Origin of the sequence: Nocardia carnea (assembly GCF_029869215.1) — a bacterium.
Classification (GTDB): Bacteria; Actinomycetota; Actinomycetes; order Mycobacteriales; family Mycobacteriaceae; genus Nocardia; species Nocardia carnea_B.
Map to the genome: position 1 here is coordinate 1 of NZ_JARWPM010000338.1, position 20211 is coordinate 20211.

The following is a 20211-nucleotide window of genomic DNA, read 5'->3' on the forward strand; positions in this document are numbered from 1 at the left end:
GCCGATTCGCCACCCCGCACGAGATCGCCGAGACGGTCGCCTTTCTCGTCTCCGATCGGGGGTCCGGAATTCTCGGCGCCGACATCGTTGTCGACGGCGGCACCATCCGCACGATCTGACCCGACCACATCAACGACACCCCGTCACAGCAGGAGAAACGATGAGCGAGAAATTCGACGCCTACCACGGCGACCTCTTGGCAAAGGTGGTCGTCACCTACCTCGACGCCCACGACGAGCACCGCACGGCCGACGCTGCCGCACTTTTCACTCCCGACGCCACCGTGCTCGACGACGGCAACATCTACGAGGGCATCGCCGCGATCACCGCATGGCTCCAGAATTCGTCCACCGAGTGGAGCTACACCGCTACCCGGATCGGGCAACACGGCGCCGACAGCCGGCACCCGACCGTACTCATCCGCCTGGACGGCAACTTCCCCGGCGGCACCGCCACCGTGCACTACCGGTTCGAACTCGACGGGGACCGGATTCGACGCCTCGCCATCGAGGCGTGATACGCCGCCCAGCACACCCGGCACAGCCGCGAAGTGGCCGGCCACCGACGTGCGATCCCGAGGTCTGCCGGCGCCCCAACGTGGTCGAACGCTGCTTCAACCGGCTCGCACAGTTACGCGCCCTGGCCACCTGTTACGCCGAACGCGCCGCCTACTCGCTCGGTACCCGAGACGGAGGCGGCGACCCCGCCCGGTACGACCACTCGCGGAGTCATCTCGTGCGTGCCGGGAGCGGACCGGAGCGAGCGGATAGAGTCGGACGCGACTCGGAAGGTACTTCATGCCGCCCCTTACCCTCGACCTCGCCGGACACAGTGTGCACCGCCTCGGCTTCGGAGCCATGCGGCTGGCCACCGAACCCGGCGACGCGCGCGCGGCCTCGATCACGCTGCTGCGCAAGGCCGTCGAATGCGGTGTCACACTTGTCGACACCGCGCACCTCTACGGCTGGGGCGCCAACGAGGAACTCGTCGCCGAGGCCCTGCACCCCTACCCGGACGGACTGCTGGTGGCGACCAAACTGGGTGTCGAGCGCCGGCCCGATCACCCTGACGGCGCGGTGTACAACGGCAGCGAGCGCTTCCTGCGGAGCCAGGTCGACGACGCCCTGCGCCGCCTGCGCATCGACCGGATCGACCTCATGCAACTCCACCGAGTCGATCCGGCCGTCCCACTCGCCGACCAGGTGGGGGTGCTCAGGGATCTGTGCGACGAAGGGAAGATCGGCCATATCGGCCTTTCCGAGGTGACCGCCGCCCAACTCGCGGAGGCGCGGGAAACCGCGGCGATCGCCAGTGTGCAGAACCGCTACAACATCCTCGATCGCGCATACGAATCCGTTGTCGAGGCCTGCGCGCAGGCAGGGATCGCTTTCCTGCCGTGGCGTCCCGTGGCCGCGGGCGGCGCGGGCACGACCACCGTGATCGCCGAGATCGCCCGCGAACTCGGCGCCACCGGCACCCAGGTCGCCCTCGCCTGGCTGCTGCGCCGCTCCCCCGTGATCGCACCCATACCGGGTACCGCCTCGCTCACGCACCTCGCCGAGAATCTTGCCGCCACCCGGATCGACCTCTCCGGCGATCAGTACGAGCGCCTCGACCGCATCGCTACCCCGCAGAACCGATAACCGGCCCAGCTCGGCTGCACTCGGATACTCGGCGAAACCCGGCCCGGCCGGGACGGGAGCGAGCTACCGTGACTCCCAGTAAGTGAATCGCGGTTCGCGTCCGGATTCGGATCCTGCGCGCCGGGCGATTCCACACCGAGAGGACTGGCGATGGGTATTGCAGTAACCGACGTCCACCGCGAACTGGCCACCGTGGCCCGCTCGTTTCTCGCCGTCGGCAAAGCCCGGGCCGCGGCGCGCGCGGCGCTGGAGACCGCGGCGGACAGGCCCCCGTTCTGGTCCGAAATCGCCGAACTGGGCTGGCTGGGACTGCATATCGGCGAGGAGTTCGGCGGATCCGGTTCGGGGTTCCCGGAGCTCGTGGTGGTGGCGGAGGAACTGGGTCGTGCGGTGGCGCCGGGGCCCTTCGTGCCGACCGTGATCGCGTCGTCGGTGTTGTCGGCGGCCGGTGACGCGGCACAGAAGGCGCGGCTGCTGCCGAGTCTTGTGAACGGCTCTGTGACAGCCGGGGTCGGCCTGAGTACCGCGGTCACCCTGTCCGGCGGGCAAGCCGACGGTGCGGCCGGCGTCGTGCTCGGGGCCGGGTCCGCGGAACTGCTGATGCTGGTGGCCGGGCAGGATGTACTTGTCGTCGAAGCCGGCCGGGCCGGTGTGACGGTGGAGGTACCGCAGAACCTGGACCCCACCCGCCGCTCGGGACGGGTGCGGCTGGACCAGGTCGCCGTCACCGAAACGGATGTCCTGCGCGGCGCCGCGCCGGCCGCACTCGCCCGTGCGCGCACGCTACTGGCCGCCGAGGCGGCGGGCGGGGCCGCTGACTGTGTTGACTCCGCCGTCGAATACGCGAAGGTGCGCGAGCAGTTCGGCCGGACCATCGCCACCTTCCAGGCGATCAAACATCACTGCGCGAATATGCTGGTGGCCGCCGAATCCGCGATCGCGCTGGTCTGGGACGCCGCCCGCGCGGAAGCCGAGGACGAACAGCAATTCCAGTTGCTCGCCGCGGCGGCGGCCACGCTGGCCTTCCCCGGGTATGTCCGCAACGCGGAGCTGAACATCCAGGTGCACGGCGGGATCGGATACACCTGGGAGCACGACGCCCATCTGCATCTGCGCCGTGCGCTGACCACCCGGGCCTTGGCCGGCGGCGATGCCCCGGCGGAGACGGTATTCGCGCTCACCGCGGCCGGTGTCACCCGCTCGAACAGCCTCGATCTGCCGCCCGAAGCCGAACAGATGCGCACCGAGATCCGCGCCGACGCCACCGAGATCGCCGCCGTCGGCGACAGCGCGGCGCAATTGGACCGGCTGATCGCCACGGGGTACGTGATGCCGCATTGGCCGCGTCCGTGGGGCCGGGCCGCGACGGCGGTAGAGCAACTGGTGATCGATCAAGAATTCCGGGCCGTGCAGGTCGAGCGGCCCGATTATTCGATCACCGGGTGGGTGGTCCTGACCCTCATCCAGCACGGAACCGATTCGCAGATCGAACGATTCGTGGACAAGGCGCTGCGGCGCGAAGAAGTATGGTGCCAGCTGTTCTCCGAACCGGCGGCGGGTTCGGATGCCGCCGGGATCAAGACGAAAGCCGTCCGGGTGGACGGTGGCTGGCGCGTCACCGGCCAGAAGGTGTGGACCAGCGGCGCCCACTACTGCCGGCGCGGGCTGGCCACCGTCCGCACCGACCCGGACGCTGCCAAACACGCCGGAATCACCACCATGATCATCGATATGCACGCCGACGGCGTCACCGTACGGCCGCTGCGCATGATCACCGGCGGTGCCGAGTTCAACGAGGTGTTCTTCGACGACGTATTCGTTCCCGACGAGGATGTGGTCGGTGCTCCGGGCACCGGGTGGACGGTCGCACGGGCGACGCTCGGCAACGAACGGGTGAGCATCGGCGGCGGGTCGGGGGCGGGGGTGCCGCCGGCGAAAGCGCTGGTCGCCCAGGTCGCCGGGCATCCGGAGCCGCCGGCCGGGATCAAAGCCCGGACCGGCCGTTACGTTGCCGAGGATCATGCCCTGCGCCTGCTGAACCTGCGCCGCGCGGCGCGCAGTATCGAAGGCGCCGGGCCCGGACCGGAAGGCAATATCACCAAACTCGTTCTGGCCGAACACCTTGCCGAATGGGCGGCCATTTCCGCCGAGCTGATCGGCGACGAGCTGGCCCTCTGGGACAGACAGGGAGCGGGGGTCGCGCAGATGGCCTTCGGAGCGCGCGGAATGGCGATCGCCGGTGGTACCTCGGAGGTCACCCGCAACCAGATCGCCGAGCGAATCCTCGGGATGCCCCGCGACCCGTTGATCCGCTAGCTGCCATTGCCACCGAACAGGTGTGATAGCTAAGATCAATCAGTCCGACCGGTCGGGACCTGCCAACTCGACAGAACGGAACCTGTTCATGAGGCCCACAGCGCGTATCCAGCGCGTCGGCCCCCGACTTCTCGGCGCGACCGTCGGGGCCGCCGCCCTCTTCCTCGCCGCCGCTCCCGCGGCCGCATCACCCGGACCCCTGATTCACACCGACAACGGCCCGAATCCCCAGGTCGAACTGCACAGCTACTGTGCCGCACCCGGTGAGATCGGACATCTCGCGGACGGCACCACCGTCTACTGCTCGCCCGTCGCCGGGAGTGACACCTTCGCGTGGTCGTACTACGCCGAACCGCTGCCGATCGATCCGAATACGATCAACTACACCTGCGACAGCGCGAGCTGCACCTATCCGAACGGCTCCCAGGTCCCCGAGGAACAACGCTGCGGTATGCAATGCGGCGAACCCCCTACCTCGGGCGACGTCCAGGAACACCTGAACAACCCCCGCCGCTGACCCGCGGGCCCGGTAGGCCGGTTGCCTACCGGGCCGTCCGGGCTCGGCTGCTATCGTCGATCGAGTCATCGGATTACAGGAGACCGACCATGGTTGGTGAACTCGACATCTCCGGGGTCACCCGGCTCTGACGGCCACCAGTTGGGCGCATATGGGCGCCGCTGTCGTGGCCATGCCGTCGTTCACCGATCATTCTCGCGGCGCGCTCGGCCGCGCCCGTCGGACACCCGAGGTCTCCCCCATGCCCGAAAGCTATATCGTCTGCTCGAACCTGTCGTTCTCCTGGCCGGACGACACCCCTGTCTTCACCGATCTGTCGTTCACCGTGCCCGCCGGGCGCACCGGTCTCGTCGCGCCGAACGGCGCCGGGAAAAGCACCCTGCTCCGCCTGCTCGCGGGCGATCTGCGTCCGGCGAGCGGTTCGGTCAGCGTCGACGGACTACTGGGCTATCTGCCCCAGACCCTGCCGCTGACCGGCGATATGTCCGTCGCCGAACTCCTGGGCATCGCCCCGGTGCTGGCGGCGCTGGCGGCCGTCGAATCCGGTGACGTCGCCGAAGAGCACTTCACCACGATCGGTACGGACTGGGATATCGAGGAGCGTACGCGCGCCCAGCTGGACCGGCTGGGTGTCGGCGATGTCGAACTCACCCGGCGGCTGCACACTCTCAGCGGCGGTCAGGTGGTCTCGCTCGGCCTGGTCGCGCAGTTGCTGCGCCGGCCCGATGTGCTGTTGCTCGACGAACCCACCAACAACCTGGATCTGGACGCCCGCCACCGGCTCTACGATCTGCTCGGCGACTGGAACGGCTGTTTGTTGCTGGTGAGCCACGACCGCGCCCTGCTCGACCGGATGGACCGGATCGCCGAACTCCATGCCGGTGAGATCACTTACCACGGTGGCAATTTCAGCGATTACGAAGCAGCGGTACGAGCCGCGCGAGAGGTGGCGGAGAAGAACATCCGCAATGCGGAACAGGAGGTCAAGCGCGAGAAACGGGAGCTGCAACAGGCGCGGGAACGGGCGGCCCGCCGGGCGAGCAACGCTGCCCGCACACTCGGCAACGCCGGTCTGCCGAAGATCTTCGCGGGGACCATGAAACGCAACGCGCAGGAATCCGCGGGTCGCGCCGACGGTACGCACAGCGCCCGCGTCGAGGCCGCCCGCACCCGGCTCGACCGGGCCGAACGGGAACTACGCGAGGACCAGAAGATCACCCTGCACCTACCCGGCACACAGGTGCCGGCGGGTCGCACGGTGTTCCTCGGCGAACGGATCCGCTACCGCGTCGGCGACCGGGAGATTTTCGCGGGCGACGGGTTCGACCTGGCGATTCGCGGGCCTGAGCGGATCGCACTCACCGGCCCGAACGGCGCCGGGAAATCGCCCCTCCTGCGCATTCTGCACAGCGATCTCGCCGCCGGGACCGGCGAGATCACGCGCGCCGACGGGCGGGTCGCCTATCTGTCCCAGCGCCTGGATCTGCTCGATCCGCAGCGCTCCGTGGCCGAGAACCTGGCCGGGTTCGCACCGGAACTACCGGCAGCGCAACGGATGAACCTGCTGGCGCGGTTCCTGTTCCGCGGCTCCCGGGTGCATCTTCCGGTAGGCGCGCTGTCCGGCGGTGAGCGCCTGCGCGCCACACTGGCCTGCATCCTGTTCGCCGAACCGGCCCCGCAGTTGCTACTGCTGGACGAGCCGACCAACAATCTCGATCTGGTCAGCGTCGGACAACTGGAGAACGCGCTCAACGCCTACGAGGGCGCATTCGTCGTGGTGAGCCACGATGAACGCTTCCTCGGCGAGATAGGCGTCCAGCGCTGGCTGCGCTTGGCCGACGGCAGGCTTTCGGAAGTCATGCCGCCGGAGAACCGTCACTGATATTCCGTTGACTCCCCGGCCGTAAATCGGCACATAGCGACAGGAGCCCGGTGCGCCGTGGCGGCCACCGGGCTCGCGTCGAGGAAACGAAGCCCGACCCGGGCCCACCGGCGGGCGTGAACGAAGGACCGGATCAGGCGGTGGACAGCTGGGCCTGCCACATCCAGTGCAACTGCTCGAGCCGGGCCGCGATCTCGATGAACAGGTCCTGGGTTACCGGGTCGGCTTTCTCGGTGACTTCGATACGTTCCCGGAAGCGGCCGATCACGGTGCTGAGGACGTCGACGATCGCGTTGATGACATCCTTGTCCTGTTGCCAGCCGTCGGGGAATTCCAGCCCGGCCGCCTCCTTGGCCACCGTGGCGGCACGACCGTCCGGGCTCACGCCGATGGCGGTGGCGCGTTCGGCAGTGGAGTCGGTGAACTCGCGGGCCGCGCTCACCAGTTCGTCCAGCGCCAGGTGCACGGAGCGGAAGTGCGTACCGAGCACATTCCAGTGTGCCTGCTTGGCGATCAGAGAAAGATCGATCAGATCGACGACGCTGGCACGCAGAGCGTCGCCGGTGATGCGCTGCTGTTCCGGGTCGAGTGTGCTCTTGATCGGGACGTTCATCCTCGAATGCCTTTCTCGTCGTTGCGCTCGATGCGCGGGACAGAGGCCGACTACCCGGCGGCTCGGCACTCAATCAGCGCTCGGCGTGTTATCTCGGCCACGCGCTGGTCAGCGGGTCGATCCGCGCCGCTGACGGGCCCGGTGCCGCCGCGCCGGGCGGGCGGTACCGGGCGGGCGACGTTTCGCCGCGCGGGGCGCGGGTAGGCCGCGGGCAGATCGCAACCCCGCACTCGGAAAGGAACGGATATGGGCCAGCAGCACAATCTGACCGGACGGCGGGTCGCGGTGCTCGCGGCGGACGGCGTCGAGCAGGTCGAGCTCGAACAGCCGCGATCCGCGGTGGAGGACGCCGGGGCCAGCACCGCACTGCTGTCGCTGAAACCGGGCGAGATCCAGGCGATGAACCACGACGTCGAGAAGGGTGACAAATTCCCGGTGGACCGGGTGGTCGGTGAATGCAGCCCGGACGAATTCGATGCCCTGCTGCTTCCCGGCGGCACGACGAACCCCGACAAATTGCGCCAGGACCCGGACGCCGTGCGGTTCGTCCGCGAATTCTTCGCCACCGGCAAACCGGTCGGCGTGATCTGTCACGGCCCGTGGACGCTGGTGGAGGCCGATGTGGTGCGCGGTCGTACGCTCACCTCCTATCCCAGCGTGCGCACCGATATCCGCAACGCCGGCGGGAACGTCGTCGACCAGGAAGTGGTCACAGACAAGGGCTTGGTATCGAGCCGCAATCCCGACGATCTGCCCGCCTTCTGCGCGAAGATCGTCGAGGAGTTCGCCGAAGGCAAACATCCGGTACACCCGGAAGGCGCGACTGCGCGTCGTTGACGGGCGACTCCACGCCCGACGTTGCGGCCGGAAACGAAAGCCGTTGCGCGACAACTGCCGAGCGCACGGCGCGCTCGAAATCGTCGGTGCCGTCCTCGCCGACCGTATCGATGGTGGCCCCGGTGGCGGGAGCGATCACCGGCAGGGTCCGGACGGGCGGACGGAAGGCGCCGTCGAACAGCGCACCGTGCCACGCGGTGGTGGCCGGTTCGGCTAGCGGGTGGGCTGCCACCCGGTATAGGCCTCGGCGAGGTAGGCCGCACCGTGCCGCGACCCGGTGACCAGCGCGAGTTCCCCGCGCTGCCGTTCGGTATCGAACGCGGACGCGCCGTCCACGGAGTGCAGCATGGTGGTCATCCAGTACGAGAAGTGCTGAGCCTTCCACACCCGGTCGAGCGCCCGTTCGGTGTAGTTGTCCAGCACCTGGTCACCGGCGCCGGCGAAGAATTCGGTGATCGACTCGTGCAGCACTTTCACATCGGCGAGCGCCAGGTTCAGCCCCTTCGCGCCGGTGGGCGGAACGGTATGCGCCGCGTCCCCGGCCAGCAGTAGCCGGCCGTGCCGCATGGGTGCGGTGACGAAGGACCGGAAGGGCAGCACCATCTTGGAGTTGATGGGGCCTTCCTGGAGTTCGAACCCGTTGCCGTTCACCCGGCGCCGCATTTCCGCCCAGATCCGGTCGTCGTCCCATTCCTCGGGCCGCTCGTCGGGCGAGCATTGGAAATACATCCGCTGCACGGTCGGGGTGCGCTGGCTGACCAGCGCGAATCCGTGCTCGGAGTGGGTGTAGATGAGCTCCGGATGCGAGGGCGGCGCGTCGGTGAGGAAACCGAACCAGGCGAAGGGGTATTCGCGGAACCATTCGCGGCGGGTGCCCTCCGGGAAGGTTTTCCGGCAGACCGAACGCGAGCCGTCCGCGCCGACCACCAGATCAGCTTCGATCCGGGCCGTCCGTCCGTCCGCGCCGGTGTAGGAGACCACGGGCCGGTCGCCCGAGATATCGACCGCGGTATCGGCCACGCCGTAACGCACATCACCCTGATCGGCTTCGCGGCGGGCGGCCAGATCGACGAACACGTCGTTCTGCGGATACAGCCATACCGATTCACCGACCAGCTCCTGGAAGTCGATGCGGTGGTTCTCGCCCGCGAACCGGAACACCACGCCGTCGTGCCGGTCGCCCTCGGTGATCACCCGGTCGGAGACGCCGGTGTCCACCAGGGTGCGCACCGAGCCGGCTTCGAGGATGCCCGCGCGGATCGTGGTGGCGATGTCCTCCCGGCTCCGGATATCGACGACCACCGAGTCGATGCCGGAGCGGTGCAGCAGATGCGACAGCAGCAGGCCGGCCGGTCCGGCCCCGACAATGGCTACCTGGGTGCGGGTGGTGTTCATACGGCGTACTCCTTCTGATCGTCGGGTCCGGGCAGCCGGTCGGCCGCATCGGCCCGGCGGGCGGCGAGTGCGGGGACCGTGGCCAGCGCCAGCAGCCCGAGCGCGGCAACCAGCGCGAAGAAGTAGAAGCCCCACGGGTGGGCGGAACCGGCGACGATGAGCGCACCGGTGATACTCGGCCCGAATATCGCGCCGAGCCGGCCGACCGCCGCCGCGAGTCCGAGCGCGGTGGCCCGGACTTCCGCCGGATAGGCCTGGGTGACGTAGGCGTAGACGAGCACCTGGGCGGAGAACACGAAAATCCCGGTGACGAGAACCAGCGTGTTCAGCAGCAACGTGTTCGGCACCTTGATGCTCAGCAGCGCCAGCAGTACCGCGGCGGCGCCGAACCAGACCAGGATCGTCGGCTTGGTTCCGCGCCGGTCGGCGAGCATCCCCGCGACGACGAGCCCGATGATCGCGCCGATATTCAGGACCAGCAGCAGCGTCAGCGACGTGGACATGTTGTAGCCGGCATCACGCATCAGCTTCGGCAGCCAGGTGTTCAGGCCGTAGACCAGCAGCAGGCCCATGAACGAGCCGACCCAGACCCCGAGCGTGGTGCGCAGGTACTTCGGCTGCAGCACGATGGTGGGCCCCACACGCTCGGTCTTGCCCTGGGCCGCGAGATAGGCATCCGATTCCGGCAGTTTGAACCACATCAGCGGAACCAGCAGCAGCCCGGCCACACCGCCGGCGTAGAACAGGATCTCCCAGTTCGGGACGAGCCACAGCGCTGCCAGCGACGCCAGGACCGCACCGAAGTGATAGCCGGTCATGGTGAAGGTGCTGGCGAACGCCCGGCGCGAAGCGGGCATATGTTCGGCCATGAAGGTGAGCGCGGTGGGCATACAGGCACCGAGACCCAAACCGGCCAGCAGCCGGAACACGCCGAACATCCCGACCGAACCGGCCCACGGGACCGCGATGGTGAACAGCGAGAACAGCACGATGGAGCCCAGCAGGACGCTGCGACGGCCGTAGCGGTCGGCCAGCGGCCCGACCCCGGCGGCGCCGATGGCGACACCGACCAGGGAGATGGTCGCGGCGAAGGTGGCGCTCGCGGCGGTGAAACCGACGTGGTTCTCGTCGATGAGGGTCGGGATGACGGCGCCGAGGACGACGAGGTCGTATCCGTCGAGCAACACGGTGAGCCAGCAGAGCACGGCCGGCCACGACAGCAATTTGTTCATGGTGGGGGGTTCATTTCTGATCTTCGGGTCGGCGTCGACCCGGTCTGTGATGGCACTCACGCTAGGCTGGCGTCCATCAGAAATCCAATAGATGATCTTTCGATGCCGGATAGAGGAGATCTATGGCGGGCGATTTCGATCTGAACCTGGTGCGCACCTTCGTCCTGCTCTACGAGACCCGCAGCGTCACCGCCGCGGCCGATCTGCTGGGGGTCACCCAGCCGACCGTCAGCTACGGCCTCGGCAAACTCCGCCGCCGCCTCGGCGACGAACTCTTCGTCCGCGGCCCCGGCGGCCTGATCCCGACCTCCGAGGCCGAGCGACTGTATCCGCCGCTGCGCGGCGCACTCGAACACGTCACCGAAACCCTGGGCACCACAACCGAATTCGATCCGGACCGGCCAACCCAGTTCACCCTCGGGCTCTCCGACCTCGGCGAGGTGACAGTGCTGCCGCTGGTGCTGTCGGAGCTCACAGCGCAGGCCCCGCGCGCCCGGCTGCGGGTCCAGGCCTTCGACCTGGACACCGCCATCGATCAACTGGCCCGCGGCGAAATGGACGCCATCGTCGCCAGCCCGGTCCTGGATTCGCCGCGACTGCGCCGAACCGCCCTGTTCACCGAGGGCTACGCCGGGATGGTCGCCGCCGACCACCCCCGCTTGCGGACCCCGAACCCGGGCCACGCCGATCTCGAACAGGAACGGCACGTCGTGGTCGACGGAGCGTCCGGGCATACCGGCCCGCGTAAGGCGCTGGTGGAGCATCGGCTCGAGGACCGGATCGCGGTGCGGGTGACCCGGTTCGCGACCCTGCCCTATGTGGTGCAGGACAGCGAACTGGTCGCGATCGTGCCGGAGCGGGTCGCGCGGGCGCTGGCCCGCACGCACGCGGTGCGGCTGTTCGCGCTGCCGTGGCCGATCGAACCGGTGGAGGTGGCCGCCTATACCCGGCACGCACCGGACCGCGGCGGCCCGCAACAGTGGTTCCTGGAGGTGATCCGGACGGCGATGGCACGGATGCCGGCGTGAGGAACGCGGCCGCCCGGCCGGCTCAGCCGACCCGCGCCGTCAGCTCGGCGGCAATCCGCATTTCGGCTCCGGTCGCGGCCCGTACCTCGTCGACGGTCACACCCGGCGCGGTTTCGACCAGCACCAGGCCGTCGTCGGTGATATCGAGCACCGCCATATCGGAGATGATCCGGTTCACGCAGCCCAGCCCGGTGAGCGGCAGCGAGCATTGCTCAACGATTTTCGGTTCCCCCGAACGGGAGACGTGCTCCATCATCACGATCACCCGGCGCGCACCGTGCACCAGATCCATCGCCCCGCCCATCCCCTTGACCATCTTGCCCGGAATCATCCAGTTGGCCAGATCGCCGCGGGCACTCACCTGCATGGCACCCAGCACGGCCACATCGACCTGACCGCCGCGAATCATGCCGAACGATTGCGCCGAGTCGAAGAACGAGGCGCCGGGCAGCACCGTGATGGTTTCCTTGCCCGCGTTGATCAGTTCCGGATCGAGTTCTTCCTCGGTCGGGTACGGCCCGACTCCGAGGACACCGTTCTCCGAGTGCAGTACGACGGTGATGTCGTCGGGTAGATAGTTGGGCACCAGGGTCGGCATCCCGATGCCGAGGTTGACGTACTGGCCGTCCTGCAGCTCGGCGGCGACGCGGGCCGCCATCTGTTCGCGGGTCAGTTTCATGCGCGCACCGTCCTGTTCTCGATTCCTACCTCGACCTTGCCGACCGGCACGACCCGCTGGACCTGGATGCCGGGGGTATGCACCTGATCGGGGTCGAGTTCGCCGGGTTCCACCAGGTGCTCGACCTGGGCGATGGTGATCCGGCCCGCCGCCGCGGCGGGCGGGTTGAAGTTGCGCGCGCTGGCGCGATAGACGAGGTTGCCGTGCCGGTCGCCCTTCCAGGCGTGGACCAAGGCGTAATCGGTGACGATCCCGCGTTCGAGCACGTAGGTGACGCCGTCGAACTCCCGGGTCTCCTTCGGTGGGCTCGCCACCGCGACCCCGCCCGCGCCGTCGTACCGCAACGGCAGTCCGCCCTCGGCGACCTGCGTGCCCACCCCCGCGGGGGTGAAGAACGCGGGAATACCGGCGCCGCCGGCCCGCATCCGCTCCGCGAGGGTGCCCTGCGGGGTCAGCTCGACCTCGAGTTCACCGGACAGGTACTGGCGCGCGAACTCCTCGTTGGCGCCGACGTAGGAGCTGATCGTGCGGCGGATGCGGTGGGCCGCGAGCAGCACCCCCAGACCGAAACCGTTGGTACCGCAGTTGTTGCTGACGACCTCCAGTTCGGTGGCGCCCTGGTCGAGCAGCGCGTTGATCAGCACTTCGGGGATGCCGACCAGCCCGAATCCGCCGACGGCCAGTGATGAACCGTCGGGGATATCGGCGACCGCTTCGGCGGCTGAGGCAAAGACTTTGTCCATCACGCGCTCCACAGTAACCGTATTTGTACGTATTGTGAACTTATGTGCGTATAGTGAACGCACCGAACAGTGATTGATCCGGCAACCACCGAGTCCTATGCTGTTCGCATACCGAAGCAATGTCCACATTCCGAACGCGAGGTCGCGCGCATGCTCCAACTGCCACCGCGGTACCGCGGTATCGACAAGAACGAGGAAGCTCCGCTCGACTTCGCCGATTACCGCACCACCACCCTCCGCCACCCCAAACAGCCGCTGATCCTCCTCCCGCAGCGAATGGGCGAGCTCACCGGCCCGGTACTCGGCGAAGGCCGGGTCACCGAGGCCGACGCGGATCTGACTCTGGCCCGCGGCGGTGAAGCGCAGGGGCAGCGGATCGTCGTCCACGGCCGCGTCCTCGACAGCGACCGCAAACCGGTCCCCAACACCCTGATCGAGGTCTGGCAGGCCAATGCCGCCGGCCGCTACCGGCATCAGGGCGATCAGTGGCCCGCACCGCTGGACCCGCATTTCGACGGCGTCGGCCGCGTCCTCACCGACAGCGACGGCCACTACTCGCTCACCACGATCAAACCGGGCGCCTACCCCTGGCGTAACCACCACAACGCCTGGCGGCCCGCGCATATCCATTTCTCCCTGTTCGGGCGCGCCTTCACCCAGCGTCTGGTCACCCAGATGTACTTTCCGGACGACCCGATGTTCTTCCAGGACCCGATCTACAACTCGGTTCCCGACGGCGCCCGCCAGCGCATGGTCAGCGTCTTCGACTACGAAGCCACCACCGACAACTGGGCCCTGGGCTTCCGGTTCGACATCGTGTTGCGCGGTCGCGACGCGACCCCCTTCGAAGAGGATGACCACGACGATGAGTGAGACCGAGTTCGCGCCCCGCTATCCGGTGATCCCCGGGGATTTCACCACCGTCGAATTCGGGCCCACTCCGTCGCAGACCGTGGGACCGTATCTCCATATCGGGTTGCCCTGGCCCGACGGATGCGATGTGGTCGCGCCGGGTACCGAGGGGTCGATAACCGTCACAGTGACGGTGTACGACGGTGCCCGCAACCCGGTCACCGACGCGCTGGTGGAGGTCTGGCAGGCCAACCGTGCGGGTGTTTTCGAGCATCCGGACGATCCCCGCCCGCAGACCGACCCGGCGTTCCGCGGTTTCGGCCGCTGCGACGCCGACGACACCGGCACCGTCCGGTTCACCACCGTCAAACCCGGTGCCGTTCCCGCCGAAGGCGATTCGACCCAGGCCCCGCACCTGAACCTGGCCGTCTTCGCGCGTGGCATGCTCAACCGGTCGATCACCCGGCTCTATTTCCCCGACGAACAGGCCGCCAACGCCACCGACCCCGTGCTGGCGGCGCTGCCGGAAACCCAGCGGTACAAGCTGATCGCCACGGCCACCGCCGAGGGCTACCACCTCGATATCGTGCTGCAGGACGCCGACCCGGACGGTGCCGAGACGCCGTTCTTCTACCTGTAGGAGTACCGCGTGCCGCGTGGAGAGCTGTTCGACCCACTGTTCGGGGCCGCCGACCTCGGTGCCGCCCTGTCCGACCGCGCCTGGATCGACGCGCTGGTCGAGGTGGAATGTGCACTCGCCCGCGCGCAAGCGGTGGCGGGCGTGCTCGATGAGGGGCACGCCCGCGCCATCACCGCCGCCGGACCGCAGGCCGCCGCGGCACTCGCCCCGGCGGAGCTCGGTGCGGCGGCGGTGGCGGGCGGTAACCCGGTGATCCCGCTGGTCGGCACGCTTCGCAAAGCCTGTGCGCCGGCCGGTGTTCCCGCTGCCGCCGTCCACAAGGGCGCCACCAGTCAGGACATTCTCGATACCGCGCTGGTGCTGCTCGCCCAGCGGGCCGGGGCCCTGGTCCTCGACGATCTGCGCACCGCCGCCGACGCCGCGGCCGATCTCGCGCAAACCCATCGCGGCACACCGATGGCCGCCCGTACGCTGGGCCAGCAGGCCCTGCCCACCACCTTCGGCGCACTGGCCGCAGGGTGGTGCAAAGCGCTGGACCGGGCAGCCGGCGCGGTCACCGCCGCACTCGCCGCCCTGCCCGTCCAATTCGGCGGTGCCGCAGGCACACTCGCCGCCCTGCACCCGCACGGCCCGGCCGTCGCCGACGCGTTGGCCGCGGAACTCGGGCTGGCGCCGCAGGGCATCCCGTGGCATACCGACCGCACCCCGATCGCCGAACTCACCACCTCCCTCGGTATCGCCGCGGGCGCGGTCGCCAAGATCGCCACCGATATCGTGACGCTCTCGGCCACCGAACTCGGCGAGGTGAGCGAGGACGCCCCCGGCGGATCCTCGGCCATGCCGCATAAACGCAACCCGATCGCCGCCATCACCGCCCGCGCCGCCGCCCGCCGCGTCCCCGGTCTGGTCGCCGCCGCGCTCGGCGCGATGGACCACGAAATGCAGCGCGCCGCCGGCGCCTGGCACGCCGAATGGGAAACCGTCACCGACCTGCTGCGGCTCACCGGCGGCGCCGCCCACCGGCTCGCCCAGAGCCTCACCGGCCTGCAGGTCCACCCCATGGCCATGGCCCGCAATCTCGACGCCACCGGCGGGCTGCTGCTCGCCGAACGGGTCACCGCCGCCTTGTCCGAACACACCGACCGGGCCCGCGAGATCGTCACCGCCGCCGCCACGGCCCACCACCCCGCGCTCGACAGCGATCCGGCGATCCTCGAATACCTCACCGCCGAGCAGGTCCGCGAATTACTGGACCCCGCAGGCTATCTGGGCCACGCTGCCGATCTGGTTGCGCGAGTACTCGACGAGCGCGGCGACGCCCCGGAACCAGCGCCCCACCCGTCCAACCCCGAACCCGGACAATCGTGACGCGATTACACCGCACGGACCGCGCGTGGACTGCCCTGCTCGGGCCCGCCGCGCCACGTCCTCGACGATCGCTGTCGATCGGGCCTACCTATTTATTCCACCCAAGACAATCGCCAATCGAACGGAGCAAGTGAGTATGGGCGCCACCGCGGATTCGACGACCGCGACCGTCGAACTTTCGTACCGGACCACCGGGCCCGCGGACGCACCCAGCGTCGTCCTGCTCGGCTCGCTCGGTTCGGACCGGTCGATGTGGGATCCGCAGGTCGCCGCGCTGACCGGGGAGTACGAGGTCGTCGCCGTCGATCTGCGTGGGCACGGTCAGTCCCCCACCGGCTCTGGCGACCCCACGGTCGCCGACCTCGCCGCCGACGTGCTCGCGCTGCTGGACCGTCTCGGCCGGGATTCGGTTCACCTGGTCGGTCTGTCGCTCGGCGGCGCTGTCGCCCAGTGGATCGCCGCCCACGCACCGGGCCGGGTCCGCACGCTGACCCTGCTGTGTACCTCCGCAAAGTTCGGTACCCCGCAGACCTGGCTCGACCGGGCCGCGGCGGTCCGCGCCGACGGCACCGCCTCGATCGCCGAGGCCGTGGTCGGCCGCTGGTTCACCGCCGGGCTCGCCGACCGCGACCCCGATCTCATCGCCCGCAGCCGTGCCATGGTGGAAGCCACCTCCGACGAGGGCTACGCCGCCTGCTGCGTCGCCCTCGCACAGTTCGACCACCGCGCCGATCTCGCCCGTATCACCGCGCCCACCCTGGTGATCGCCGGCGCCCAGGACCCGGCCACCACCCCCGACGATATGCGCGCGCTGGCCGACGGTATCGCGAATTCCGTTCTGCACGTTCTGGATCCGGCCGCTCACCTGGCAAGCGTGGAGCAGGCCGGACCGGTGACCGCACTCATCACCGGCCATATCGCAGGCCGGCGGGAACGCTCCGCCGCGTTCGACCAGGGCATGCGGGTGCGTCGCGCGGTGCTCGGCGACGCCCATGTCGACCGCACCGTCGCCGGTACCACCGCTTTCACCGAACCGTTCCAGGATTTCATCACCCGCACCGCGTGGGGCGATATCTGGAGCCGCCCCGGCCTGGACCACCACACCCGGCGCCTGCTCACCCTTGCGATCCTCACCGCTGTCGGCAATACCCACGAACTGGATATGCATATCCGCGCGGCGCTGCGCGCCGGGGTCGCACCGGAGGAACTGGCCGAGGTCTTCCTGCACACCGCGGTCTACGCGGGAGTGCCGAACAGTAACCTCGCCTTCGGACTCGGCAAGGCGGCGCTCGCCGAGGGGCTGGGTGCCGAACGCACCGGGTCCGCGCCGGGCGCCGCCACCCCGGCCGCGTCCGCGAGCGCAGAGGACACGCCATGACCGAACCTTCCCCGGATTACGTCCAGTCGCTGGGCCGCGGCCTGGCCGTGATCCGCTCCTTCGACGCGCAGCATCCGCGGCGCACCCTCAGTGAGGTCGCCAAGGCCACCGACCTGACCCGCGCCACCGCGCGCCGCTTCCTGCTGACCCTGGTGGAACTCGGCTACGTACGCACGGACGGCTCCCAGTTCTGGCTCACCCCACGGGTTCTGGAACTCGGCTACAGCTATCTGTCCAGCCTGAGCCTGCCCGAGGTCGCGGGGCCGCATCTGGAATCGCTGGCCACTCAGGTGCACGAATCGACCTCGGTGTCGATTCTCGACGGCGAGGACATCGTCTACGTCGCCCGCGTGCCGGTCAGCCGGATCATGACCGTCTCCATCACCATCGGTACCCGTTTCCCCGCCTACAGCACCTCGATGGGACGGGTCCTGCTGGCCGGTCTGCCGGAGAACGCCTTCGAGGACTATCTGGCGAAGGTCACCTTCACCCCGCTCACCGACCGCACCGTGATCGACGCCGACCGGCTCCGCGAAGAAATCCGCAAAACCCGCGAAGCCGGCTACTGCCTCGTCGACCAGGAACTCGAAGAGGGCCTGCGCTCGATGGCCGCCCCCATCCGCGACCACACCGGCACCGTCTGCGCCGCCGTGAACATCTCCACCCACGCCGCCCGCTACACCACCGACAGCGTGCGGGCCGACCTGCTGCCGCCACTACTCGCAACGGCCGCGGCCATCAGCACCGACCTGGCCCGCGTGCAGAACCACTCCTGAACCCCCGAAGGAACCCCATGATCGACGCCGTCATCTGCGAACCGCTCCGCACCCCCGTGGGCCGGTTCGGCGGAATGTTCAAAGACATCGCGCCGGAAACCCTGGCCGCGACCGTGATCACCGAACTGCTCGCCCGCACCGGCCTGCCCGCCGGCGAGATCGACGATGTCATCCTCGGCCAGGCCTCCCCCAACGGTGAGGCCCCCGCGATCGGCCGGGTCGCGGCGCTCGACGCCGGCCTCGGGGTCGAGATCCCCGGCCTGCAGGTGGACCGCCGCTGCGGGTCCGGGCTGCAGGCCGTCCTGCAAGCCTGTATGCAGGTCGCCACCGGCGGTAGCGAGCTGATCCTGGCCGGCGGTACCGAATCCATGAGCCAGGCCGAGTTCTACGCCACCGGTATGCGCTGGGGTGTGAAGGGCGAGGGCGTCTCCCTCGACGACCGGCTGGCCCGCGCCCGCGTCACCGCCGGCGGGAAGAACTTCCCGGTGCCCGGCGGCATGATCGAAACCGCCGAGAACCTGCGCGCCGAATACTCGATCAGCCGCGCCGACCAGGACGCCCTCGCCGTCCAGTCGCATCAGCGCGCGGTCGCCGCCCAGCAGGCCGGCCGGTTCGCCGACGAGATCGTCGGAGTCACTGTGCCACAACGGAAGTCCGATCAGATCGTCATCACCACCGACGAACACCCCCGCGCCGATACGAATGTCGAAGCCCTGGCGAAGCTGCGCCCGATCCGCGGCACGGCCGATCCGGACGCCACCGTCACCGCCGGTAACGCCAGCGGCCAGAACGACGGCGCCGCCCTCTGCATCGTCACCACATCCGAGAAGGCCGAGACCCTCGGCCTGCGCCCGCTGGCCCGCCTCGCCTCCTGGGCGGTGGCCGGTGTACCCCCGCGCACCATGGGCATCGGCCCGGTCCCCGCCACCGAGAAAGCGCTGGGCCGCCTGGGTCTGACGCTCGACGATATGTCGGTCATCGAACTCAACGAGGCCTTCGCCGCCCAAACCCTGGCGGTGCTGCGCAACTGGAAACTCGAACCCGACGACGACCGCCTCAATCCCAACGGCTCCGGTATCTCCCTCGGCCACCCGGTCGGCGCCACCGGCGCCCGTATCCTCGCCACCCTGCTGCGCGAACTCGACCGCCGCGCGGGCCGCTACGCCCTCGAAACCATGTGCATCGGCGGCGGCCAGGGCCTGGCCGCGGTGTTCGAACGCCTGACCTGACGGTCAGGAACCGGGATGCGGGCCGTCGATCGTCTTCGCGGCCCGCAACCAGATCTGCTCGATATCGAATCGGTCCGCCCGCCACGAGTCCGCGGCGACGCGTACGCGGCCGCGCCAATCACGCATGATCCGGGCATGGACCGGCCATCGGACGAAGCGCCGCATATCCCGCTCGCTCTCCCATACCGAAATCGATCCGCCCCGCAGTTGCGCGGGCCGGCCCCACAACCAGACACCGACCGCGCCGTGCAGGACCGGCCAGGTATCTCCCAGTTCGAGCCCGAGGGCGTAGATCTGCTGGACGTCTTCCGCCGATCCGGCCAGGAAATCGGTCACGCTGACCGCCACCGAGCCGGTGATGTTCTCGCACGGGCCCGGTTTCCAGGGCATGAGCACGGTGCCCTCCGAGAAGGGCTGCTCGCTCATGAGATCGCTCGAGCCGGCACGACCAGTTCGGTTCCGAATTCAGTAAGCATAGGCACATCATATGCACATGCTTACAAATACGGCAATGGTGCGTTCCGGGTGCCATAGGTTCCGCGCGAAACCACGCCGCTCCCAGTTATCAGGTCCGCGAGCTCGGTGACCGCCTGCCACGGTCGTTCGCGCCAGACCGTTTCGCGGGTGAGGTGCGGGATCACGATCACCTCGGCATCGCGTTCCAGCACGTGCTGTATCGCGATCAGTGTTCCGAGCTTCGGCCCGGCATCGGTGACCACCGTGTACACGATCTCGAGGGCATGCGTCCCGATCAGCCGTTCGAGTTCCCGCGCGTCGAACTCGCTGCGGCGCAGCACGATCGCGCGTCGTCTGCCGCACGCGGCCCTGGTCATGGTCGCGCCCGCTCCGTGTATTCGAGCGCCGCCTCGTAGCGCGGGCAGCGGTGCGCCGCGTGCGCGGCCATCACCTGATGGGCGTGGGCGTATCCCCTGATGAGATCCGTGTATTCGCAGTACGGCGCCGGGTGGTCGAGCGTGCGCAGGCCCTCGGCGATACGCCGCAGAATCCTCGGGTCATCGGTGATCCAGGCCTTTCCGGCGTGCAGGAGCTGCAAGGTCGCCGCCATGGCCCGATTCCTGGGTG

Annotated in this window: 23 protein-coding genes; 15 read left to right on the top strand and 8 right to left on the bottom strand. The window is 68.8% G+C overall.

The features are described from left to right. From QH276_RS23410 to QH276_RS23435, 6 genes are all read left to right on the top strand, one after another. Nucleotides 1–119: SDR family oxidoreductase (locus tag QH276_RS23410; RefSeq protein WP_280396596.1), on the top strand; the 119-nt coding region annotated here is incomplete at its 5' end. A gap of 41 nt (nt 120–160) precedes the next feature. Further along, nucleotides 161–517: a nuclear transport factor 2 family protein gene (locus QH276_RS23415; RefSeq protein WP_280398939.1), complete on the top strand. Its 357-nt coding sequence runs from the start codon at nt 161–163 to the stop codon at nt 515–517. Nucleotides 518–797: 280 nt separating this feature from the next. Next, nucleotides 798–1643, top strand: coding sequence for an aldo/keto reductase (locus QH276_RS23420; protein ID WP_280398940.1), 846 nt, complete (start codon nt 798–800; stop codon nt 1641–1643). Between the two features lie 150 nt (nt 1644–1793). Further along, entirely contained in the window at nt 1794–3959 is a 2166-nt protein-coding gene (locus QH276_RS23425; RefSeq protein WP_280398941.1) for an acyl-CoA dehydrogenase, read from the top strand. An 88-nt stretch (nt 3960–4047) separates the two neighbouring features. After that, entirely contained in the window at nt 4048–4476 is a 429-nt protein-coding gene (locus QH276_RS23430) for a hypothetical protein (RefSeq protein ID WP_280398942.1), read from the top strand. Nucleotides 4477–4717: 241 nt separating this feature from the next. Then, complete coding sequence (locus QH276_RS23435; protein ID WP_280400229.1) at nt 4718–6358, top strand: ABC-F family ATP-binding cassette domain-containing protein; 1641 nt, start codon at nt 4718–4720, stop codon at nt 6356–6358. 133 nt (nt 6359–6491) lie between these two features. On the opposite strand, the gene QH276_RS23440 is transcribed toward QH276_RS23435, so the two are convergent. Then, nucleotides 6492–6971: a Dps family protein gene (locus QH276_RS23440; RefSeq protein ID WP_280400204.1), complete on the bottom strand. Its 480-nt coding sequence runs from the start codon at nt 6969–6971 to the stop codon at nt 6492–6494. A 246-nt stretch (nt 6972–7217) separates the two neighbouring features. Between QH276_RS23440 and QH276_RS23445 the strand changes: the two genes are divergently transcribed. Together QH276_RS23445 and QH276_RS23450 are read left to right on the top strand one after the other, a co-directional pair. Beyond that, nucleotides 7218–7808, top strand: coding sequence for a type 1 glutamine amidotransferase domain-containing protein (locus QH276_RS23445; RefSeq protein WP_280400205.1), 591 nt, complete (start codon nt 7218–7220; stop codon nt 7806–7808). A 43-nt stretch (nt 7809–7851) separates the two neighbouring features. Next, nucleotides 7852–8025 carry a hypothetical protein gene (locus tag QH276_RS23450; protein WP_280400206.1) on the top strand — a complete coding sequence of 58 codons (174 nt, stop codon included), beginning with the start codon at nt 7852–7854 and terminating at the stop codon, nt 8023–8025. Here the strand turns inward: QH276_RS23450 and QH276_RS23455 are convergent. Together QH276_RS23455 and QH276_RS23460 are read right to left on the bottom strand one after the other, a co-directional pair. After that, a complete protein-coding gene (locus tag QH276_RS23455; RefSeq protein WP_280400207.1) occupies nt 8022–9203 on the bottom strand; it encodes a 4-hydroxybenzoate 3-monooxygenase in 1182 nt (393 codons plus the stop codon). The two genes, QH276_RS23450 and QH276_RS23455, sit on opposite strands and share 4 nt — an antisense overlap. Beyond that, the gene (locus QH276_RS23460; protein ID WP_280400208.1) at nt 9200–10495 is read right to left on the bottom strand and encodes an MFS transporter; all 1296 of its coding nucleotides are present in this window, start codon (nt 10493–10495) and stop codon (nt 9200–9202) included. Before QH276_RS23460 ends, QH276_RS23455 begins: the two co-directional genes overlap by 4 nt. Before the next feature lie 62 nt (nt 10496–10557). On the opposite strand from QH276_RS23460, the gene QH276_RS23465 reads away from it, so the two are divergent. Continuing rightward, on the top strand, nt 10558–11463 hold the full coding sequence (locus tag QH276_RS23465) for a LysR family transcriptional regulator (RefSeq protein ID WP_280400209.1): 906 nt from the start codon (nt 10558–10560) through the stop codon (nt 11461–11463). A 22-nt stretch (nt 11464–11485) separates the two neighbouring features. Here the strand turns inward: QH276_RS23465 and QH276_RS23470 are convergent, their stop codons facing one another. Further along, a complete protein-coding gene (locus tag QH276_RS23470; protein WP_280400210.1) occupies nt 11486–12142 on the bottom strand; it encodes a CoA transferase subunit B in 657 nt (218 codons plus the stop codon). After that, nucleotides 12139–12885 carry a CoA transferase subunit A gene (locus QH276_RS23475; protein WP_280400230.1) on the bottom strand — a complete coding sequence of 249 codons (747 nt, stop codon included), beginning with the start codon at nt 12883–12885 and terminating at the stop codon, nt 12139–12141. Before QH276_RS23475 ends, QH276_RS23470 begins: the two co-directional genes overlap by 4 nt. A 150-nt stretch (nt 12886–13035) precedes the next feature. Here QH276_RS23475 and pcaH point away from each other — a divergent pair, with 150 nt between their 5' ends. From pcaH to QH276_RS23505, 6 genes are all read left to right on the top strand, one after another. Beyond that, entirely contained in the window at nt 13036–13758 is a 723-nt protein-coding gene (gene pcaH, locus QH276_RS23480) for a protocatechuate 3,4-dioxygenase subunit beta (RefSeq protein WP_280400211.1), read from the top strand. Continuing rightward, nucleotides 13751–14377: a protocatechuate 3,4-dioxygenase subunit alpha gene (gene pcaG, locus QH276_RS23485; protein WP_280400212.1), complete on the top strand. Its 627-nt coding sequence runs from the start codon at nt 13751–13753 to the stop codon at nt 14375–14377. Before pcaH ends, pcaG begins: the two co-directional genes overlap by 8 nt. 9 nt (nt 14378–14386) lie before the next feature. Next, nucleotides 14387–15745: a 3-carboxy-cis,cis-muconate cycloisomerase gene (gene pcaB, locus QH276_RS23490; protein WP_280400213.1), complete on the top strand. Its 1359-nt coding sequence runs from the start codon at nt 14387–14389 to the stop codon at nt 15743–15745. A gap of 136 nt (nt 15746–15881) precedes the next feature. After that, on the top strand, nt 15882–17123 hold the full coding sequence (pcaD, locus tag QH276_RS23495) for a 3-oxoadipate enol-lactonase (RefSeq protein WP_280400214.1): 1242 nt from the start codon (nt 15882–15884) through the stop codon (nt 17121–17123). Continuing rightward, nucleotides 17120–17899 carry an IclR family transcriptional regulator gene (locus QH276_RS23500; RefSeq protein WP_280400215.1) on the top strand — a complete coding sequence of 260 codons (780 nt, stop codon included), beginning with the start codon at nt 17120–17122 and terminating at the stop codon, nt 17897–17899. Before pcaD ends, QH276_RS23500 begins: the two co-directional genes overlap by 4 nt. A 17-nt stretch (nt 17900–17916) precedes the next feature. Beyond that, a complete protein-coding gene (locus tag QH276_RS23505; RefSeq protein WP_280400216.1) occupies nt 17917–19128 on the top strand; it encodes an acetyl-CoA C-acetyltransferase in 1212 nt (403 codons plus the stop codon). 3 nt (nt 19129–19131) lie between these two features. Here the strand turns inward: QH276_RS23505 and QH276_RS23510 are convergent, their stop codons facing one another. The 3 genes from QH276_RS23510 to QH276_RS23520 all read right to left on the bottom strand — a co-directional run bounded on the left by QH276_RS23510 (nt 19132) and on the right by QH276_RS23520 (nt 20194). Next, nucleotides 19132–19554, bottom strand: coding sequence for a hypothetical protein (locus QH276_RS23510; RefSeq protein ID WP_280400217.1), 423 nt, complete (start codon nt 19552–19554; stop codon nt 19132–19134). A 71-nt stretch (nt 19555–19625) separates the two neighbouring features. After that, nucleotides 19626–19961: a hypothetical protein gene (locus QH276_RS23515; protein ID WP_280400218.1), complete on the bottom strand. Its 336-nt coding sequence runs from the start codon at nt 19959–19961 to the stop codon at nt 19626–19628. Continuing rightward, nucleotides 19958–20194: a hypothetical protein gene (locus QH276_RS23520; RefSeq protein WP_280400219.1), complete on the bottom strand. Its 237-nt coding sequence runs from the start codon at nt 20192–20194 to the stop codon at nt 19958–19960. Before QH276_RS23520 ends, QH276_RS23515 begins: the two co-directional genes overlap by 4 nt. Nucleotides 20195–20211 lie beyond the last annotated feature (17 nt).

Excerpts from the sequence above, each read along its gene's own strand:
- QH276_RS23415 (WP_280398939.1), top strand. The coding sequence starts at position 161 with ATGAGCGAGAAATTCGACGCCTACCACGGCGACCTCTTGGCAAAGGTG.
- QH276_RS23420 (WP_280398940.1), top strand. The coding sequence starts at position 798 with ATGCCGCCCCTTACCCTCGACCTCGCCGGACACAGTGTGCACCGCCTC.
- QH276_RS23425 (WP_280398941.1), top strand. The coding sequence starts at position 1,794 with ATGGGTATTGCAGTAACCGACGTCCACCGCGAACTGGCCACCGTGGCC.
- QH276_RS23430 (WP_280398942.1), top strand. The coding sequence starts at position 4,048 with ATGAGGCCCACAGCGCGTATCCAGCGCGTCGGCCCCCGACTTCTCGGC.
- QH276_RS23435 (WP_280400229.1), top strand. The coding sequence starts at position 4,718 with ATGCCCGAAAGCTATATCGTCTGCTCGAACCTGTCGTTCTCCTGGCCG.
- QH276_RS23440 (WP_280400204.1), bottom strand. The coding sequence starts at position 6,971 with ATGAACGTCCCGATCAAGAGCACACTCGACCCGGAACAGCAGCGCATC.
- QH276_RS23445 (WP_280400205.1), top strand. The coding sequence starts at position 7,218 with ATGGGCCAGCAGCACAATCTGACCGGACGGCGGGTCGCGGTGCTCGCG.
- QH276_RS23455 (WP_280400207.1), bottom strand. The coding sequence starts at position 9,203 with ATGAACACCACCCGCACCCAGGTAGCCATTGTCGGGGCCGGACCGGCC.
- QH276_RS23465 (WP_280400209.1), top strand. The coding sequence starts at position 10,558 with ATGGCGGGCGATTTCGATCTGAACCTGGTGCGCACCTTCGTCCTGCTC.
- QH276_RS23470 (WP_280400210.1), bottom strand. The coding sequence starts at position 12,142 with ATGAAACTGACCCGCGAACAGATGGCGGCCCGCGTCGCCGCCGAGCTG.
- QH276_RS23475 (WP_280400230.1), bottom strand. The coding sequence starts at position 12,885 with ATGGACAAAGTCTTTGCCTCAGCCGCCGAAGCGGTCGCCGATATCCCC.
- pcaH (WP_280400211.1), top strand. The coding sequence starts at position 13,036 with ATGCTCCAACTGCCACCGCGGTACCGCGGTATCGACAAGAACGAGGAA.
- pcaG (WP_280400212.1), top strand. The coding sequence starts at position 13,751 with ATGAGTGAGACCGAGTTCGCGCCCCGCTATCCGGTGATCCCCGGGGAT.
- pcaD (WP_280400214.1), top strand. The coding sequence starts at position 15,882 with ATGGGCGCCACCGCGGATTCGACGACCGCGACCGTCGAACTTTCGTAC.
- QH276_RS23500 (WP_280400215.1), top strand. The coding sequence starts at position 17,120 with ATGACCGAACCTTCCCCGGATTACGTCCAGTCGCTGGGCCGCGGCCTG.
- QH276_RS23505 (WP_280400216.1), top strand. The coding sequence starts at position 17,917 with ATGATCGACGCCGTCATCTGCGAACCGCTCCGCACCCCCGTGGGCCGG.
- QH276_RS23510 (WP_280400217.1), bottom strand. The coding sequence starts at position 19,554 with ATGAGCGAGCAGCCCTTCTCGGAGGGCACCGTGCTCATGCCCTGGAAA.
- QH276_RS23515 (WP_280400218.1), bottom strand. The coding sequence starts at position 19,961 with ATGACCAGGGCCGCGTGCGGCAGACGACGCGCGATCGTGCTGCGCCGC.
- QH276_RS23520 (WP_280400219.1), bottom strand. The coding sequence starts at position 20,194 with ATGGCGGCGACCTTGCAGCTCCTGCACGCCGGAAAGGCCTGGATCACC.